Below are 19,760 nucleotides of genomic sequence, written 5' to 3'. Positions count from 1 at the left end.
TGGCTGTGGTTGGGTATGATCTCCAGCTGTATTAAGATATGTTAGGCAAACGTTAAAATGGCATTTGTAGTCACTGAAAACTGTATAAAGTGTAAATACACTGACTGTGTAGCAGTGTGTCCAGCTGATGCGTTTTATGAAGGCCCTAATTTCTTGGCGATCAGTCCGATTGATTGTATTGATTGTGGTTTATGTGTTCCAGAATGCCCCGCTGAAGCAATTTATCAAGAAGATGAATTACCTGATTCGCAACAAGAATTCACCGAACTGAATGCCGAACTTGCTCTTATTTGGCCGCGTATCACTGATGTAAAACCAGCCCCTGAAGATGCCGATACCTGGAATGGTGTGGCCGATAAATTAAAGTTAATTGAGACCTAAAATCTCAGCTTCTTGTCTTGATTAGTTAATTAAAATAACATTTTTGCAATCAAACTATTAACAAATGTACCTGCGTGAATTACAATTACTACTTATCTTACTCATCCGAGTAACTGAGTATTAAATGGATGTTTATGCAGTATATAAAATTAATAACATTATCTGTCTGGGTTTTAGCTTTCGCTTTATGTAGTACGTTTGCACACGCTGCGCAACAACAATTTAGTTTAGCGCACATTGAGCAAGGTATTGATCTTGATGGGCAGTTGAGCGAACCGCACTGGCAACAAGCCACTTTAATCCCTTTACGCTATCAAAATGAACCCAACGAAAAAGGCACACCACCTGTAAAAACAGACGCTTATATCTATGAAGATGGCAACTATTTATATCTTGGTTTTGTTGCTTATGATAATGATGCCAGTCAAATACGTGCAGCACTTCGAGATCGCGATACATTATGGTCGGATGATAATGTCGCATTGATGATTGATACCTTCAACGATGAGCGAACAGGTTATGAGTTTTACGTAAACCCACTCGGTGCACAAGGTGATATGCGCATGACCGATACCGATGGCTGGACTGAAGACCCATCGTGGGATGCGATTTGGGACAGTGCGGGGCAAATAACTAACCAAGGTTATACCGTAGAGATGCGCATTCCGTTCACTGCATTGCGTTTTCCTAAAAATAAAGCCGATATGACTTGGGGGGTTGCGCTGTGGCGTAATTATCCTCGAGATGTTTTATATCAATTATCCAATGTAGGTTTTGATCGCGACGTGAAATGCAGTTTTTGCCAGTTTGATAAAATAACAGGCTTTAATGCCATGGAACCGAGCAAAAATATTCAATTAACACCGACCTTGACCGCTCTTCGCAATGATGCCAAAGAGGCTGTACCGAGGGATTGGCAAAATGGTGATATTGAGACTGAAGCTGGACTCGATTTACGTTGGGGTATCAGCCAAGATGCGGTTATTAATGCCACCATTAATCCCGATTTCTCGCAAGTAGAGACCGATAGTTTAGAGTTGGATGTCAATACTACATACTCTATTTATTATGCTGAGAAACGCCCGTTCTTTTTAGATGGTGCATCGTATTTCAAAAGCAGTTTATTTGAGCTTTTATATACTCGTACAATTGCCGAGCCTGAAATTGGCGCCAAAATAACCGGTAAAACAGATGCACATAGTTATGCCTTTATGTATGCCGATGATGAAAATACCAGTCTTTTTTTACCGACTAACCAAGGTTCTGGCTTTGCTAATTTAGCTGAAAAATCAAAGTCAGCGGTTGGCCGATATCAATACGACATTGGCGAGCAGGGCACTATAGGGGTGATGAGTACCCACCGTGAAGCGAATGACTATCACAATACCGTACTGTCGGTAGATGGTAGTTATTGGTTTAATCAAACAGATAGTGTGTTGTATCAAGTTGCTACCTCTGATACTAAAAACTCCGCCTTTTTAACTGATAACTATGGCTTGGAGAAAAACCAATCTGATCAAGCTTATAAGCTCGAGTTTTCTCGCGAGAAAAGGGATTATAAGCTACTTGCCAGTTACGAAGATATTGGTGAGGATTATCGTACCGATGTTGGCTATCAAGAAAAAGTGGATTATAAAAAAGCGTTACTAGGCGGCGGGCAAACTTGGTACTTAGACGCAAGTGAGATGATAACCGAATATTCTTATAATGTTGATTGGGACAAAACCTGGGCGCAAGATGGTAGCTTGCTTGAAGAAGAGTACGAAGGGTATATTTTTTTAAAAGGCCAATTACAGTCATCCTTAGAGTTTGGTTTGATCCATCGTAATGAGAGCTATAAAGATGATTTTTATAATCAAAATATCGGCTTTATTTATGGTGGTTTTAACCCAAGCAAAGATTTACGTATTACGCTCTATAGTGAGTTTGGTAGTAAAATAGATTACAGTAATGAGCAGTTAGGTGATTTATTTACTCTAGAGCCAGAACTTACCTGGGACATCAATGATCATTGGCAACTACAGCTTGAACACAGTTATAGCCGTTTAGATAACCCACAAGGTGAAAATGTATTTACAGCGAATCTAACCGATTTACGAATTTATTATAAATTTAATATGCGCTCGATGCTGAAACTGATTTTACAGTTTGAAGATATCGACCGAAATCAAAATGCTTATTACTTTGCTGTAAATCACATCAACCGAGATTATGGCAGTCAGCTTGTTTACTCATATAAAATTAATGCACAAACATTATTTTACTTGGGTTATTCAGATAAAGGCTATCAAGATGACTCATTAAAAAGTATAGAACGCGATCAACGTACTTTCTTTACTAAATTAAGTTATGCATGGCAGCTTTAAATTACATTTAAAAAAAAGCCCTTAGTATTTAACTAAGGGCTTTTTGTTGTTAGATCTATTTAAAGTCATAGTTGAATATTTCAATACATCTAATGTGTTATTTTAATGCTCTTTTATTGCATAGGTTGCTGCTATGGCGTCTCTTACCACAGGTTCAAGACTTTTCAATCCCCACTGTTTACCGGTCTCAATCGCTTTTTCAATTGGTTGGTTAAGCTCTATTGCGTTATAAAGTGCAATCAGTGCCCCAACTCGGTTACCACTTGCACAATGCAGTAATGTTGGGCTCTCAGATGCTTGCGCTAATAATTGCTGCAGTTTTTTTGCATTTTCGATATTGATATCGGCTCTTGATGAAATGGGCAGTGAAAAGTATTGCAGTCCTAAATTGGTCACTAAAGCCTGTTCATCCCAATTATTTTCCCCATCCCCGCGTAAATTAATCACATACTTTATACCTTGCTTTGCAAGCTGCTGAAATTGCTCTTTAGAAGGTTGTCCTGCAGTATAGATGTGTTGTTGCGGGTGCGCATAATTAGTTAATGCAACGGACCTTATATTTACTGATGGGAGTGGCTGCGCATAACTTGTTATGCTGATCAAAGAACATGCTAAAGTGATAATAAAAAATACTATTTTCATGATGTTAGATCTCGTTGAAGTTGCTAATAATGTGACAATTGTATAAGTAGTTACTATTATTAAAGCAGATAGTTTAGTTTTTCAAACACGTTAGAGTCACTTAATAATAATGCCAGCAACAGCTGGCATTATTTATCGGTTATTAAGGTGTGTAATAAATTGGTGAGCCAGGCCCTACTGGCAGACCAAATACAAACACCCACAAATAAAACAGAGCAACCCAACCGACAAAGAAAATCATACTATAAGGCAGCATGGTGGCGACTAAAGTGCCTATTCCCATGTCTTTTTTATATTTAGTGGCAACGGCGAGTATCAAGCCAAAGTAACTCATCATTGGGGTGATCAAGTTGGTGACAGAATCACCAATTCGATAAGCCGCCTGAATGGTCTCTGGCGCATAGCCAATTAACATGAGCATAGGTACAAAGATAGGCGCAGTGATTGCCCATTGTGCAGATGAAGAACCTAAGCTTAGATTAACTAATGCACACATTAATATAAATAACACAAATACTTCAGGACCAGTCAGATTGAGGGCTTGTAACATAGCAGCGCCATTTATGGCTAAAATAGTCCCTAAGTTAGTCCATTTAAAGAAGGCAACAAACTGCGCGGCAAAAAATACTAATACAATGTACATGCCCATTGAGCTCATACTTTTGCTCATCGCGTTGATCACGTCTTTATCATTTTTCATGGTGCCTACTACACGGCCATAAACGAAACCGGGTATACCAAAGGTAATAAAAATAAATACCACAATCCCTTTAGAAAAAGGCGAGTGGGCAAATAAACCTGTTTCAGGATGGCGCAAAATGCCATCTGCAGGCACGATTGTCCAAGCAAGTAGTAGCGATACTAACAATAAAGAAAATCCAGCCCATTTTAAGCCTGATTTTTCTTTAGCAGTTAAGCCTTCTATATTATTTTGCGCCAGATCAGCACTGGCATCGTTGGGGTTGTATTTTCCAAGGCGAGGTTCAACGATTTTTTCAGTCACGAAGGTGCCTAATACGGCAATCAGTAAAACTGAAATCATCATAAAATACCAGTTTGCTTCAGCGCCAACTTGGTAAGTTGGATCAATCATTTGTGCTGCCGGAGTCGTAATACCTGCAAGCAATGGATCAATCGTACCTAACAATAAATTAGCACTGTAACCGCCCGATACACCGGCAAAAGCTGCTGCTAAGCCCGCTAATGGATGACGGCCTAAACTATGGAAGATCATTGCGGCTAAAGGAATTAATACAACATAACCAAGTTCAGATGCGGTATTAGATAATATTGCGGCAAATACCACCATAAAGGTAACTAAGCGTTTAGATGCCCCCATTACCATGCCACGCATTGCAGCAGATAATAGCCCTGAATGTTCGGCAACGCTGACACCTAATAGTGCAACAAGCACAGTTCCTAAAGGGGCAAAACTGGTAAAATTAGTAACAAGACCGGTGACGATACGTTGTAAGCCTTCAGCACTTAATAGACTCACAACTTCGATAACGCCGTCAGGTTCACGACCGGCGGAGCCAATTGGGCGAGGATCAATTGCACTTAATCCAAACCAATCAGCAATACCACTGAAAACAATAATGGCCACACAAAATAGGGCAAACAAGGTGATTGGGTGGGGTAACATATTCCCCAAAAACTCAACCGAGGCTAAAAATCGGTTAAATAATCCCGATTGTTTTTCTTCACTCGATGAGTCGGCAGTGTCGACGGCTTTTGACATAGCAAGGCTCTTAAAATTGAAAAATTTCCGCAATCTATCATTTTTAAACATGATTATCATTAATAAACGGTGGTTTACCAGATGGGTACGATAAACTGTTAATTAGGCTATAGAATTCCTTTGAATAGTAACGGATAGCGGCGTAATCGCTGGCCAATATAGTCATCCGCTAAGATTTGCTGGCAAATATCTTCAATATTATCAGAAGCTTCAAACACCCAGTCGAATCGTTCAATTGCAGTTAAAAATCCTCGCTTTAGGAACTGTTGTTGCCGATACTCCTCGAGATTACCTTTAATTATGGCAAGCTTACTTTCATCGTCGCGTAATTGTTGCACAACCTTGGCTATAAAATCTGTATGTTGGTTGTGCTTATTAGCTGGGCGAATTCGCGGTTTGCTGTTATACACAATTACACCTCATTGATTATATTTTCCAGCTTTTTAAGGAAGTCATCTTTATGCTTTTCATGTTCATAATCGAGATGATAGGTGTTATGAAAACCAAATCTAAGCAACACGCCACTGCCTTTAAGGTAAATGGTATAACCATCAATATCTGAAAATGCGGTTAATCCTTTATAGTGTTTTCCTTCATTATTTATCTCACCATGTTGGATGATCTGCTCATAGACAGCTAATATTTGTTTTCCTTCGATGTCATTTTTCATCACTACTCCAAATGTTGCTTTGATAATTAAATTGATACGAAACCTAACTCTATTTAGTTTATACCATGTAATGATAAATGATCGAAAAGTTCACCGATGTCGCAAAATTACAATCAGCTAAGAAAGCGACCATGCTAAGGTGTATTTATTTTAGGGATAACAATGATGAAGTCTAAATATATTACGCTGTTGTGGGTCTTTTTGTACTTTTCAAGCAGTCAACATTTGTTAGCAAATGAGTCAAATTTGGTTTTAAAAAACCAACAGGGCGAACTGTTCGAGCTGAATAAAATCGTTGGCAAAAAGCCTGTGTATTTAAAATTTTGGGCAACGTGGTGTAAGCCTTGTATGGAGCAAATGCCACACTTTCAGCAGGCCTATGAACAGTATGGAGATACAATTGATACAATAGCGATTAACATTGATCTAAATGATGATCCTACTGCTGTTGCAGCTGTTAAAAAACAGTTTAATTTAACCATGCCTATCATGAGTGATCATACCGCAAAAGTTGCTCAGCATTATCAATTTATAGGCACTCCTTTTCATGTATTACTCGATAAAACGGGCAAAGTGATTTTTCAAGGCCATCAAGCAGATAAAGCACTTGATAATACACTGCGATTATTATCACATGACGGCGTGGTGGCAAAGGCCCGCTTGTTAGATGAAGGTAATAAGCAAGTTGCGACTGCTTTAGTTATTCCAGAGCATGGCTTAAAGGCAATATTATATACGGCAACGTGGTGTGATTGGTATTTAGCTGACACTCGCCCGAAGATGGCAACAAACTGTGCCGCAGCTCAAAAGCAAATCAATTTATTAACCAATCAGGGAATTGATATTGAAGCTAGGGTTAGCCAATTATGGACAGATCAAGCCGCTGTTGATGAATATATCGAAAAATTTAAAGTCATACATCCGGTGTACATTGATCACGGTAATGATTTATTTATTGATAATAAAATCAGTAGTGTGCCTACCTTGGTCATTTATAAAAATGGACACATGGTCAATCGTATCAGCGATTTTTCTAGCCCTGTGAATTTGCAAAGTAAGTAATAATTTGCTTTGAAAATGAGCAAATCTAGCCTATCCTCTAGGCTCATTCATCAGTGAGCTTAGAGCATGATAGATAAGGCGTTATTACTTAAAACTCGCGAATTATCAGATAGATTAATCGCCCTACAAACCCCTATTCGTATTTTAGATGCGATTAATTGGGATAAAAGCATAAAAGAAGAGTTTTTTAGACAAAAATGTCAAAAAAATCCACTGGTTGATAAAGCCTATTATCAGCAACGGGATCTAGGTTTTGTACCTAGCGAGCTACGCCAAGCATTTTCTGATCTAAACCGTAATATCATTAGCCAGCTTGGGCAACTCAATCCTATCGCTCAATATATGAGTAAAATGTGCAGCGAGTACAAAACAGTATTGAGTATGCTTGAATACCGTGGCACTGCTGAATTTCATGATTTATCTGTAGAGTTGTTTGGTCATCCAAAAGATTTATTTCATGCCGGTGAGCCATCGTTATCAGAGCTTGCAAATATGCTTGAGTTACCGCTCAAAAATCTATTGGCGGCCGATATTTTACCAGATGATCCTAAAAATATAGATGCTGATGAAGCCGTTCGAATTCTTGCTGAACAAGTACGTTTAAGCATGCCAGGTATCGATGTTGAAGTGGTTATTAGTGATGGGATCGTCAGTGATGCAGCTGCTGGTGCTAATAATATTAAGCTAAATCAAGACGTAAAGTTTTCTCAACGTGAGCTTGATATTTTAGAAGTACATGAGGGCTGGATCCACGTCGGTACAACCCAAAATGGTTTAGCTCAGCCATACTTAACCTGTTTAAGTAAAGGCACGCCAAGTTCAACAGTGACACAAGAAGGGCTGGCGGTACTAACCGAAATCATCACCCTTAAATCAACCCCTCGTCGTTTAGCGAAGTTAGTAAATCGTATTCAAGCGGTGACCAAGGTAATTGATGGAGCTGAGTTTGTTGATATATATCGTGATTATGTTGCTCAAGGCTTGAGTAAAGATGAGAGCTATACATTGGCCCAGCGAGTATTTCGTGGCAGTACCGCAACAGGCTTGCCATTTACTAAAGATATCGCTTATATCAAAGGGTTTGTATTGGTTTACAATTTAATTCGGGTTGCGATACAACTTGGCCGCATCGATCAATTACCTTTGCTGTTAGTGGGTAAAATCTCGATTGATGACTTTAGACTAATATCGCAATTACATGATTTAGGTGTAATTGAAGACCCTAAGTTTGTTCCACCACATTTTAAAGATTTACGCGGTTTAGCAACGTGGCTTAGTTTTGGCCGTTTTATTGGTGATTTGTCATTTGAACAGTTAGAAAACGACTATAAACCACTATTTATTTGATTTATATAAGTAAAAGACCATTTAAAAAAATGCTTTCTTGAATTACCCTCTGAAAAGGGGGATAAAAGTAACTTTTATATCAATAATTATCTCACTATCCGCTCGAATTTATTTTACACAATACATGTGGAGCATGATAACTATTCAATTGTTGATAAGTGGGGCTTTAGGCGTGAAAAAAGTTCAACCTACAGCTATTTATATTTTTACACAGTACTGTAGCAAGTGCTCAAATGTATCATGTAACTACGTGTCATCTTATTATGTGGTTTATTGACACCCGTTATTTAACTCAATCCACTTTATTGTACTTGGTAAATGATAGTGTGAAAGTCTTGGGAGTATGGGGTTTATCTAATCAGTTTATCTATAAGTATTTCGCAATAGGTATTTGAGTTTAAATAAAATAAAATACCCTTTATCTGATTGAAAAAGGGTATTTAGTATTGCTAATAATTTTAAATTAACACATTAGAATGAAAGGCGTGCACCTAGATAAAAACGGCGCGGTTCTACCCAATCAGTTGCTTCACCAAATGCAAAGTTACCATCACCGCTCGCTAATCCTTGCTCTACTGTAGTGGCTTGGTCATCCAGAATGTTGAAAATATCTAAGAAAAACTCGGCTTTATATTGATCAAAGTCATGAGTATATTTAACTCGGATATCCAATGTTCCGTATGATGGAGTAACCTCACTACCTACAGAGTTATCAGCCACCCAATTAGTTTCATAACCGCCAAATTCATAGGCCTCATCAACTTGTAGTGGTAAATAACGGCCTGAAATCAGTTGTGCTTTACTGTAGCGGGTACCTGAGTTCCAATTATAAACAGCACCGACTTCAAAATTATTATCGAAATAGTACGTACCTAATATCTTAAATTGATGCTCTACATTACCAGGTTGCTTACCGTACATGTTCGGTGCTCTTGGATCTAGAATTTCCCAGTCACCTTGGAAATCAGCATTACCATCTGAGTTAGAGTTACCTTTAGCATCATTATGAGTATAAGACGCTAACATAAACCAGTTATCAGCGCGTAGTTTTTTAAATGTGACCTCAATACCTTCATAATCTCGTTTAGCACCTGCTAGTGTACCAATAACGTAGTTTGAACCTGGATTCTCATCGTAACCAAAATAAGAAAGTGGCAATTCAAGACTTGTACCAGCCATGTAGCCATCTTCAGAATAAATACTCAAGTCATAATCTTCCATAATATCTTTGGTAGTGCGCTTGGTATATGTTACTGATATGTTTGTACTGTCTGTTAAGTTAGTAGAATAACCAATTAAATACTCATCAGTATAAGGGGTTTTTGTACTTGGCGAGAAAAATGCATCTTGCTGTTTTGCACCTCCGCGCGTTCTAAACGTTACCCAATCATCATTAACATAAACTCTTTCCTCTAATACAGATCCTGTTAGGTTACCAGCAAATGAAGTCATATCAGTACGAAGAGGATCGTAGTAACGCCCACCAAATGCCCACACTTTGGAGTCACCATCACCAAAAATATCGTAAATAACACTTAAGCGAGGCGCAACTTCCCAATCAAAAGTAAAGATAGTTTCCCCTGTTGATGCAATATGATCCCATTTCTCAGCTCTTAAGCCTGCTTTTATCGTTACGTTATCAATTGTAAAAGTGTCTTGTAAGAAAGCCATTTTGCCTTTGGTTTCTAATTTTGAAGTAGCTTGCTGAACTTGCTCTATTTGGTATGCATTTACATCACCTGTAGGGTTATTTGCAGTACTGTCAAAAACAATGGCTTTTACTTCATCATCGCTAATAACACCATCATTATTTAGGTCTGCGCCATGTAAGTTACCACTATCATTCAAAGCTTGTGCTACACGAGTATAATCAGCCGCTGCTAATCCTTTCTCACCCGTCCATTGGCCCGTCGCATATGTTTCAAATGTTACGCCACTGTCTGATGCTGCTATTGAATTATATTGAGGTCCACCATTGTAGACACTATTAGAAATATTCTCATTAGTCTCTACAGAATAACCAGCCTCAAAAGTATGATCACCAAAGTCAGTGTCTAAGTAATACGTAAAATCTATGTAAGCAGCTTTTTTATTTCGCTCACGAATTGTATCGGCACCTAAACCACCAATATCTGTTTGTGACTGTGAAGGTGAGGTACTTAAAAAAGCAATATCACTGCGTGTTGATTTATCTAAAGCGACAGTAGAAAACTCCGCTTCGTGCTCCATATACCCAGCATTAATAATAAAGTCATCCCATGAATGAGAGTAGTCTATTTTATAATTGTCACCACCCGTTTTTTGTGTTCTTTGGCGGTTATATACGGTTGTTGTTGAACGTGATCCTGATAAATCTCTTGGGTCATTGAAGTAAGTAAAAACAAGGCGGTCTCTGTCTGTCGCTTGCCAAGTTATTTTACCAAATCCTAAATCTGTATCATCTTCTACAGTATGGCTAAACTCACCCGTTTCTGTATTCGTTATATCGTCTTCGCGGTTTTTTAGCTGGTAAGATGCGAAAAACCATAGTTTATCTTTAATAATTGGGCCGCCAAGCGTGATAGCAGTATCATAGGTCGAAAACTTATTTTTACTTTTTGATTCATTGTCATAATCACCAACAAGGCTATCATTTTGGAAGTAGTAGTTTATTGAACCATGAAATTCGTTACCGCCCGATTTAGTTATAACACGAGATACTAAGCCAGCTCCGCCAGCATATTTAGCTTCAATACCGCCAGTTAAAACTTGCTGCTCTTGAATAATTTCTGAATTTATATTGCCGCCAGCTGTACCGTCCGCATTATCAGTAACATTTACGCCATCAATATAATAAACGTTATCAGATGAACTACCTGCTTCACCGCCTATATCAACATAGTTCACACCCGATTTAGATGATGGATTACCATTTGTTGAAGGTTTAACGCCAGGGACTAACTGTAAGTAGCTTTGAAAGTTCCTGCCTGTTGGGAGTGATTCTGTCATATCTAGCGTTACATCTAGACCTGTAGATGACGACGTTGTATCGATAGCAGTAACTGAACGACCTGAAACAACTATTTTTTCAATGTCGCTGTTACCATTAGCAGCATCAACAGCGTAGTTTAAATTTAAGTTTTTATCAGTAATAACGCGAACATTTTTTGCTTCAAAAGGCTGGATAGATGCACCTGTAATGTCAATTATATATTGACTTGACGGGTCTAAGCCTCGTAATGATACATAACCATTACTATCTGAAACAGCTTGCTTTCCAATTAAACTTTCAGGAGATTTCGCAGATACAGTTGCGCCTGCTATAGGCTGCCCCTGTTTATCAGTCACTCTTATTTTTAAACCACCTGTATCAGCAGCATATACATTACTTGAAATACTAACAGCTGCAGCGACGGTTGCCGCTAGTAATTTTTTGTTGAATTTCTTCATTTATATTTTCCCTAAATATTTTTATTAGAATTGACATTACATGTCATTAATTAAAATAGCACAAATGTTAATAAAGTAAATATTTAGTTTTTATGATTTTTAAGTGTGAATCTATTGGTGTTTTTTTGTTTTGTAGAATGTTTATTGCTGTTGTTTGTTAAATAATAATCATGTCTGGTGAGTAATTATAGTGTCAGGTAAATTGCTAAGTAGCAAAGTTATAACTTTGTATGGCTTTGTTTTTAATAAATAAGTTTAATAAGAAAGGTGTTTTTTTAATCGTCAAAATCAATATTCTAGTTAAGAAATTGACGTTATTGTTTTGTTAATTGGAATGTTGCTATTAATGGCAGTATATTTGAGGTATAAAATTCGCAGTTATATGCAACTGCGGCTTTCGATGTATAGATCCAAGCTAATTTATTTATGACCAAAGAAATAATAGCTTGCCAATTAACTAGTCAGTACTTGGCTGTGAACTTGTGCATTTAATATTACAACTTTTGCACGTTTGAAGAAGTTAAACTCAGCTGCCGTTGCTAGAGAATATGCGCCCATCATATGACTGATGATCAGATCACTATTATTTTGGTAACACAATAGCTTCACTCACAACATCAATGCTGTTTAGGGTTGGACCTACTAATACAGATTCAATAAGCTCTCTGTGTTTTTTTATTGAGTTTATTGGATAAGCTGCTTTATCTAACATTAAACCGCTGAATGAATCATAAATGCCGATATCTAAGTAGTACCAATGTTTGATCTTACGAATAGCTTGATCAATTACTGATAGAGCGCTGGTTACGCAGCTGGCAACCATCAAAGCTTCTGGCTCTACAATTTGCACGTCCCGTTTCTCGTAGCTGTACAAGCGCATCATTAATTAAAGCTCAAGTGCATCACGAATATCCGCATCAGGCTTAATTGGAGGGTATGAATAGTATACTCACTTGTTCCACCTTGGCTGACAACAAAATCAACTTCACAGCTTGTTGCTAAGTCAAAGCTAGACCTTCTTCCAGTAGGACGCAAAAACAGCCGCGTATGATGAGTGCAAAATGTAAGGTAATGCGCAGCTAAGAGCACTTTACTGTTGACGTACAGCTTCACAGTGAAGAACCATTCATGACGCGCCATGATAATAACAGCAGTGTTTACTTTCTAAAATAGAAAGATCAAAAAAGTAAATAAGATTTTTTATTTTAACAGAGCGTAGCGAAAATCTCGGGGGGCTTGTCCCAGTCTGTACTATCGAAAACATGGAACTTCAAAGAAATACGCATCACGTTTTTAGGATAATGTCCCATTTTGTGTGGATATCAAAATATCGATATAAAGTGTTCTCAGAACCTTATAAATCAGAGATGAAAGCAATTATTCAAAAGATTGGTTACGAATATGATATTGATATAATTGAGTTAGAAATACCATAAGATCATATTCATATGGTAGTTCTAAGTGAGCCGAAAATGTCACCTAGTAAAATAATGCAGGTAGTAAAGAGTATTTCGGCGAGAGAATTCTTTCGACTTTATTCAGACATAAAGAGGCGATACTTTTTTGTGGTAAGTTGTGGACTCAGAGTTATTTTGAAGAAATGATAGGAAATGCAAACGAAGGTACGATCAGAGCGTATGTGCAAAACCAGCTAATCGAATTAGATAGTAAAGAAAAGCACGGCGCTCAGTTAGGGCTCATATAAACGTAGTCGCTTGCGGTCGATTCTTTAATAATCATTGAGTTGAAAGTGTTTTTTGCTTTGTTTTCGACAAGTAAAATTAATCTTTATAAATATCTGGTTTATAGTAGGTTTTATAAATAGTCATAATTCGTTCAGCGATTTCAGGAGCAAAATTAGCATAGTGATATTGCTTTATGGGCTGGTGCATTTTAGCACTTTGCATAAGTGTATCTATTTGCTCAATCATTTCAGCGCCAACTTGGGTTCTGCTACAGGCAAAGTAGCCGCTATTAAACTCTGGGTATTCTATGATCTCACGACTATCTAGTTCAGCATATTGCTGCGGAGTTAAAAAGTGTTTAACACTCACGTCATAGTCAATGATCATATCAACACGCTTATGTAGGAGTAGTTTTGCTAACCGGGAAAAATCACCCGAACCAATTATGGGCACAATTTGATGTTGGTACATTGTCAGTATACTATCAAGTTCTTGATAACTAGTAGATGTAAGTATGGCAAAGGTGTGTTTATTTGCGAGTAACTTTGATATTGAAACTTGTTCAGGCAAATCTTTGAGTGTGTCTTTCAGTCCAAATACTCTGCGTTGCAAGAACATGGAAGAGGGCATAGCAGAGAAAATAAATTGTTTTTTGCGCTGAGGTGTTTTCAATATATTAAAACTACACACATCGGTTTGACCAGAGAGCTGCTTTAGCAGGCGAGCAACGTTAGTTGTGTATTGCTCTACTTTAAATTTATGACTGAGTGCTTGTGTAAAAGCAGCAAGGTAGCGCTCATCAGCAATTGATTTCTCTTCTGCAGTGAGAAAATACTCATAAGACAAAAGGGTAACAGCTTGCTTTGCATAGGCAAGGCTCGGCAGCATAAAAGCACAGAAAATGAGTAGCAGAATTTTCATACAAGTTCCTTTTTGTTATTATTAAAATAACAAGAAACTTTAATTTTGTCTTTTAAAAAAAGCCCTTGCGGGCTTTATATAATTAACGTGCATTGGTGCTTTCAAAAATTTTATCGGCCGATGCAGCAACGAAACCGGTATATAGTTCACCATCAGGTTTCGCATAACGCAGGGCAAACTCATAAAAACAACTAGGTACGCTCATCGTCGTGTCACTAAACTCTACGGCAAAGTCATCGGCAAGGGTTGATGATTGCTCAAGTAATACCTCAGGTGAGCCTTTTACTTCCCCGCCTGAAATATTAAGGGCAAAACCGGCATCTTTAAGCGCTTGGTTAACGTCTTCAATTTTATCAAATTTGGCAAGTTCATTAATGTTCACGGTGAAATGATTAGCACGGTAACCCCATGCTGACATCCACGCTGCATATTCGCTTTCAGCCAGTAACTGTTTATAAGTTTCAGAGCTTACTTGCCAATGGGTGCCTGAGTATAAGAAGTTTTCTGCGGTTACGGCATCTGCATCTATGCTGGCAACCAGCTCATTAACGATGGCTTGCAGTTGCTCAGAACATTGCTCTACAAGTAATTCAGAAATAAATACTTTTGGTTGCTTTGGATCGGTATGCTCATAATGTTTAGCATACAATTTTTTAGCTTCAAAATGATATTCACCACATTCTTTATAACCGACGGCTAAGAAATGGGCGGCTAACTTTTCCAGACCAATTTTTTCATGATTGAAAGTGCGTAGTGCAATATGGTCGTTGATCACATCATCTTGTTGTGTCGAGCCTAGTAGCTCATGAACTTTTACAGCTGACGGTGTTACCGCTAGGTAGTTTTGCCATAAGTTGTCAAAAAGGGCATTTACATCTGTGTGCATTTTTAATTCCTTAATTTAATTTCTGCAGCCGTTAAGCTGCAGACTGATTATTCAATAATTAAGCCAGGCGCAAGGGTACTTGGTAAACTAACGCTTGGTGCTTCAACAGAGGCTACTGGGTATGAGCAGTAATCTGCGGCGTAATAGGCGCTCGCTCTGTGGTTACCACTGGCACCAATACCACCAAATGGCGCGGCACTTGATGCACCGGTAATTGGGCGATTCCAGTTAACAATACCGGCGCGAATGTGCTTTAAGAAGTGCTCATAATCTTCACTTGAGTCACTTAAAAGCCCAGCCGATAAACCAAATGAGGTATTGTTCGCTTCCACAATTGCACTGTCAAAGTCGCTATAGCGATAAATTTTAATTAATGGGCCAAAGTGTTCTTCATCTGCGATGCTGGCCACATTTGTTACATCGATAATACCAGGGCTTACAAAACCGGTGCCTGGTTTTAAGTGTTTTAGTTCAACTAAAGGTTCAGCTCCCATATCAATCAATTGTTGCTGAGCGGCGACCATCCCAAGCGCGGCTTTTTCGCTGATCATAGCCCCCATGAAAGGTTGTTCTTCGCTAAAGCTGTCTGCAACTTTAATACTTTTAGTTGCGGTGATCAGCTTTTCTAAAATAGCATTACCATTAGCTGTATTTGCAATAAATACCCGACGGGCGCACGTACAGCGCTGACCAGAAGTTATAAAGCCGGATTGGATAATGTCATGCACGGCAGCATTTACGTCAGCCACATCTTTAATTATGAGCGGGTTATTTCCCCCCATTTCTAGCGCTAAAATTTTACCTGGATGTCCAGCAAACTGCTTATGTAATAAATGACCTGTGTTTGAGCTGCCAGTAAAAAACAAGCCATCGGTATCTTGGTGACTAGCAAGTGCAATACCGGTGTCAACTTCACCCTGAACAAGGTTGATCACCCCAGCTGGCAGGCCTGCTTTTAACCATAACTCAAGTGTGTATTGAGCAACAAGAGGGGTTAGCTCTGATGGTTTAAAAACGACGGTATTACCCGCTAAAATTGCCGGCACAATATGACCATTAGGGAGGTGGCCTGGGAAATTATAAGGGCCAAAAATAGCCACTACGCCATGCGGCTTATGACGAATAAAAGCTTTAGCGCCGGGCATTGGATTTTCAGTAGTGCCTGTTCGTTCATTATGAGCTTTTATTGAGATCGCCACTTTGCCTGTCATAGCACCCACTTCGGTGCGTGTTTCCCATAGTGGTTTACCTGTTTCGCGGGCAATGATAGTCGCAAACTCTTCGCTATTTTCTTTTAGCTGGCTGACAAAACGCTCAAGAACCGCAATACGCTCTGTAATTGGGGTATTTGCCCATGTAATGTGTGCCTGACGAGCTGATTTAATCGCTGCGTCTACTTGTTCTTTACTTGCCGCTTTACCTTGCCAAACAATATCACCGTTACTTGGGTTTATTGAACTGAAATCATGACCTAAGCCAGTTTGCCATTGGTTATTGATTAGTTGGCTGTTGTGCGTATTAACGCTCATAGAAACTCCTACAGAGGTTTACAGACGGAAAAACCGCGCTGCATCTCCTTGTTTTAATTTAAGTGCTTTTGCAACTTCACTACTAATAATCAAGGTATGTTTAGCATGATTATAATGTGCATGTTTTGTGAAAGTGGCTCTGAAGTCATTCACGCCTTGATTACAAATAGCTAAGGTGTCGGAACTTTGTTGATTAATATGATCAAGTTCACCTATGGTAATAGGGCATACTTGAGATTCACGGATGCTACGTATATTGCCAAGTTTGGCTTCAACTGTTGGCCCAGCATCAAATAAATCAACGTAACCTCGATGCTCAAAACCTTCTTTTTCAAGCAATTTTAGTGCAGGTTTAGTGTGCTCGTGTACTTTACCAATTACAGCTTGCGCTTTTTTGCTTAACAGGTTGGCGTAAATAGGGTACTTGGGCATTAATTCACTAATAAATACTTTATCGCCTAAGCCGACTAAATGATCGGCTAGTGGGAATTCAATACTGAAAAAATGTTCTTCAAGCCATTGCCAAAATGGAGAATGGCCGTTTTCGTCACTAACGCCACGCATTTCTGCAATGATGGTATCGGCAAAACGCTCACTGTGTTGAGCCATAAACAAAAAGCGTGAACGCGATAAGAAACGTCCTGTTAGCCCTTTGCGGCTATCTTCACGTAAAAACAGTGTGCATATCTCTGAGCAGCCGGTGTAATCATTACACATACTGAGAATATCAACGGTGTTATATACGTTAAGAGTGCGAGAATGATGAACCGTTTTACCTAAATGATAGTGATACAAAGGAACGTTCATACCGACCGCCGCTTCAATCGCGGTAGTGCCGACTACTTGACCTGTTTCACTGTCTTCTAATACAAATAGGTAGCCCTCGTCTTGAGGCTTATTAATGTTTTTTGCAAAGCTCCTTTCTGCTCGTTCAATTTTCTCTAGCAACAAGGCATCATCAACAGGTAATGATGTAAAACCATGGCCTGACTCTATTGCTATTTGTTTTAGTGAGTCAAAATCATTTGCGGTTATAGGACGTAATACTTGCATTTAAAAGTGCTCCATTAACGCCCTAAACAGGGCGTTAAATTAGGTTAACCGTTTACAACGTCTGCTACGGCTTTTTCAAAGCGCGCTAGACCTTCTTTAATGTCCTCAAGTGGGATCACCAGTGAAGGCGTAAAACGAATAACATCAGTACCAGCAACTAAGCTCATTAGTCCTTGTTGAGTACTTGCTACCAAGAAGTCGCGAGCGCGCCCTTCAAACTTGCTGTTTAGTACGGCGCCTAATAATAGACCTTTACCGCGTACTTCACTAAATACGTCGTATTTTGCGTTGATCGCTGCAAAACCATCACGGAAAAGCTGTTCACGCTGTTTAACGCCGCTTAGCACTTGTTCGGTATTCACGGTATCAAATGCCGCTTCTGCCACTGCACACGCTAACGGGTTACCGCCATAGGTTGAACCATGCGTGCCCACTTTAAGATGTGCTGCAATATCAGTCGTGGTGATCATCGCACCAATAGGGAAACCGCCACCTAACGCTTTTGCTGTTGTTAAAATATCTGGTGTCACGCCTAATTCTTGGTATGCGTATAGTGAGCCTGTACGGCCTACACCCGTTTGTACTTCATCAAAAATAAGCAATGCATTGTGTTTATCACACAAAGCACGCACACCTTTGATAAATTCATTATTTGCAGAGATAATGCCGCCTTCACCTTGCAGAGGTTCCATCATTACGGCACAGGTTTTATCGCTGATCAGTGCTTCAAAAGCTGCTAAATCATTGTAGTCACAATGATCAATTGCGGCTGGTTTAGGACCAAAACCGTCAGAATATGCGGTTTGGCCACCCACAGTTACGGTAAAAAAGGTACGACCATGAAAGCCTTTGTTAAATGCGATTATTTGGCTTTTATCAGCACCATGTACATCCAATGCGAAACGACGCGCGAGTTTTAGCGCTGCTTCATTTGCTTCTGCGCCTGAGTTTGCAAAGTAAACTTTGTCTGCAAATGTTGCGTCGGTGATTTTTTTAGCTAATCGAAGTGCTGGCTCATTAGTCATGACATTGGATAAGTGCCAGATTTTTTCGCCTTGCTCTTTTAACGCATTAACAAGGGCCGGGTGACAGTGGCCTAAACAGTTGACCGCAATACCGCCAGCAAAGTCGATATATTCTTTATCGTTTTGATCCCAAACACGAGAACCTTGGCCACGCAACGGAATAACCTCTGATGGGTTATAGTTAGGGACCATTACGTCGTTGAATAATTCTCTTGTTACTTGCATTTGTTACACCTAATTCTGACTTAATATGAAAAAAAACAAATTGCATTTGATGGGTTAATCAAGCCGTTATTACCCTGCAATAATGTGCTTTAATGATTTTTCTTATTTACTACCGCTATTATCTGAGTTCAAAGCTTAAATTTGCAGTGCTATTTTGTGAAAAATGATTAAAATAAAACACAAAATGACGAGGTTAATAATCAATATGATAACTATACAAGACGAAAAGCTACTTTCTATACTTCGCACGAATGCCAGAGCGAGTATTTCTGATCTTGCCAGGGCACTTAACTTATCGCGCTCAACTGTACAAAGTAGGATGTTAAAGCTAGAAGAAACTGGGGTGATAAAGGGCTACAGTGTTGACTATGGCGATGCGTACTTAAGTGCCATGGTATCGGCCCATGTATCAATTAAGGTAAAGCAAAAACTAACCACTAAAACTAACCTTGAACTCAAGCAGATTGATGCTATTTCACAATTGTATGCTATTAGTGGTGAGTTTGATTTGATAGCCGTTGTACAAGCACAAAATTTAGAAAAACTCAGCCATTTACTCGATGACATTGGTAACTTAGATGGGGTTGAACGTACAACTTCCTCTGTTATTTTAGAAACAAAGTTTAAACGCTAAATTGACCACAAATACAGAATGTCATACTTTATATATATTATTTTTTGCTGCGTAGCGTATTGAGGTTAAATTATTTTCTATCTTTACGACTAAACAAAACAGTATTTACGCACTACACTTACGACTAGCGCTGGGTTTTTTACTCGTTAATGTAATTATGCTCC

Annotated in this window: 16 protein-coding genes and 1 pseudogene; 6 read left to right on the top strand and 11 right to left on the bottom strand. The window is 38.9% G+C overall.

Annotated features, from left to right (window positions below; translation table 11 throughout):
• Positions 1–57 precede the first annotated feature (57 nt).
• The gene (fdxA, locus tag H5187_RS04950; RefSeq protein WP_145235999.1) at positions 58–381 is read left to right on the top strand and encodes a ferredoxin FdxA; all 324 of its coding nucleotides are present in this window, start codon (positions 58–60) and stop codon (positions 379–381) included.
• A gap of 134 nt (positions 382–515) precedes the next feature.
• Entirely contained in the window at positions 516–2,747 is a 2,232-nt protein-coding gene (locus tag H5187_RS04945) for a carbohydrate binding family 9 domain-containing protein (RefSeq protein ID WP_182797601.1), read from the top strand.
• Positions 2,748–2,849: 102 nt separating this feature from the next.
• On the opposite strand, the gene H5187_RS04940 is transcribed toward H5187_RS04945, so the two are convergent.
• The 4 genes from H5187_RS04940 to H5187_RS04925 all read right to left on the bottom strand — a co-directional run bounded on the left by H5187_RS04940 (position 2,850) and on the right by H5187_RS04925 (position 5,800).
• Entirely contained in the window at positions 2,850–3,389 is a 540-nt protein-coding gene (locus H5187_RS04940; RefSeq protein ID WP_182740898.1) for a fused DSP-PTPase phosphatase/NAD kinase-like protein, read from the bottom strand.
• Positions 3,390–3,531: 142 nt separating this feature from the next.
• Positions 3,532–5,130 (bottom strand): AbgT family transporter, encoded by a 1,599-nt coding sequence (locus tag H5187_RS04935; protein ID WP_182797600.1) that lies wholly within the window; start codon positions 5,128–5,130, stop codon positions 3,532–3,534.
• Positions 5,131–5,237: 107 nt separating this feature from the next.
• Complete coding sequence (locus H5187_RS04930) at positions 5,238–5,540, bottom strand: hypothetical protein (RefSeq protein WP_182740900.1); 303 nt, start codon at positions 5,538–5,540, stop codon at positions 5,238–5,240.
• Between the two features lie 2 nt (positions 5,541–5,542).
• Positions 5,543–5,800 carry a DUF3081 family protein gene (locus tag H5187_RS04925; RefSeq protein WP_149980149.1) on the bottom strand — a complete coding sequence of 86 codons (258 nt, stop codon included), beginning with the start codon at positions 5,798–5,800 and terminating at the stop codon, positions 5,543–5,545.
• 162 nt (positions 5,801–5,962) lie between these two features.
• Between H5187_RS04925 and H5187_RS04920 the strand changes: the two genes are divergently transcribed.
• Both H5187_RS04920 and H5187_RS04915 read left to right on the top strand, forming a co-directional pair.
• Positions 5,963–6,862 (top strand): redoxin family protein, encoded by a 900-nt coding sequence (locus tag H5187_RS04920; protein WP_149980150.1) that lies wholly within the window; start codon positions 5,963–5,965, stop codon positions 6,860–6,862.
• Between the two features lie 66 nt (positions 6,863–6,928).
• Positions 6,929–8,209, top strand: coding sequence for a flavohemoglobin expression-modulating QEGLA motif protein (locus H5187_RS04915; RefSeq protein ID WP_145235968.1), 1,281 nt, complete (start codon positions 6,929–6,931; stop codon positions 8,207–8,209).
• A gap of 471 nt (positions 8,210–8,680) precedes the next feature.
• Here H5187_RS04915 and H5187_RS04910 read toward each other — a convergent pair whose 3' ends face one another.
• Together H5187_RS04910 and H5187_RS24565 are read right to left on the bottom strand one after the other, a co-directional pair.
• Positions 8,681–11,638: a TonB-dependent receptor gene (locus H5187_RS04910; protein WP_182784485.1), complete on the bottom strand. Its 2,958-nt coding sequence runs from the start codon at positions 11,636–11,638 to the stop codon at positions 8,681–8,683.
• Between the two features lie 583 nt (positions 11,639–12,221).
• The gene (locus H5187_RS24565; RefSeq protein ID WP_259401707.1) at positions 12,222–12,521 is read right to left on the bottom strand and encodes a hypothetical protein; all 300 of its coding nucleotides are present in this window, start codon (positions 12,519–12,521) and stop codon (positions 12,222–12,224) included.
• 379 nt (positions 12,522–12,900) lie between these two features.
• Between H5187_RS24565 and tnpA the strand changes: the two are divergent.
• Positions 12,901–13,343: pseudogene (gene tnpA / locus H5187_RS25165) on the top strand (IS200/IS605 family transposase).
• 76 nt (positions 13,344–13,419) lie between these two features.
• On the opposite strand, the gene H5187_RS04895 reads toward tnpA, so the two are convergent.
• From H5187_RS04895 to H5187_RS04875, 5 genes are all read right to left on the bottom strand, one after another.
• A complete protein-coding gene (locus H5187_RS04895; RefSeq protein WP_182784487.1) occupies positions 13,420–14,244 on the bottom strand; it encodes a transporter substrate-binding domain-containing protein in 825 nt (274 codons plus the stop codon).
• Between the two features lie 82 nt (positions 14,245–14,326).
• On the bottom strand, positions 14,327–15,130 hold the full coding sequence (locus H5187_RS04890) for a DUF1338 domain-containing protein (RefSeq protein ID WP_182734133.1): 804 nt from the start codon (positions 15,128–15,130) through the stop codon (positions 14,327–14,329).
• Positions 15,131–15,177: 47 nt separating this feature from the next.
• Entirely contained in the window at positions 15,178–16,659 is a 1,482-nt protein-coding gene (gene astD, locus H5187_RS04885) for a succinylglutamate-semialdehyde dehydrogenase (protein WP_182718638.1), read from the bottom strand.
• A gap of 18 nt (positions 16,660–16,677) precedes the next feature.
• Positions 16,678–17,712 carry an arginine N-succinyltransferase gene (gene astA, locus H5187_RS04880; protein WP_149980153.1) on the bottom strand — a complete coding sequence of 345 codons (1,035 nt, stop codon included), beginning with the start codon at positions 17,710–17,712 and terminating at the stop codon, positions 16,678–16,680.
• A gap of 44 nt (positions 17,713–17,756) precedes the next feature.
• Entirely contained in the window at positions 17,757–18,962 is a 1,206-nt protein-coding gene (locus H5187_RS04875; RefSeq protein WP_182797599.1) for an aspartate aminotransferase family protein, read from the bottom strand.
• Between the two features lie 205 nt (positions 18,963–19,167).
• Here H5187_RS04875 and H5187_RS04870 point away from each other — a divergent pair, with 205 nt between their 5' ends.
• Positions 19,168–19,596 (top strand): Lrp/AsnC family transcriptional regulator, encoded by a 429-nt coding sequence (locus H5187_RS04870; RefSeq protein ID WP_145235943.1) that lies wholly within the window; start codon positions 19,168–19,170, stop codon positions 19,594–19,596.
• Positions 19,597–19,760: the final 164 nt, after the last annotated feature.

The organism is Pseudoalteromonas sp. SG44-1 (assembly GCF_014164315.1).
Taxonomy (GTDB): domain Bacteria; phylum Pseudomonadota; class Gammaproteobacteria; order Enterobacterales; family Alteromonadaceae; genus Pseudoalteromonas; species Pseudoalteromonas rhizosphaerae.
Note: the sequence above shows the minus strand (reverse complement) of the source record. Positions and strands in the feature narration are given on the sequence as shown.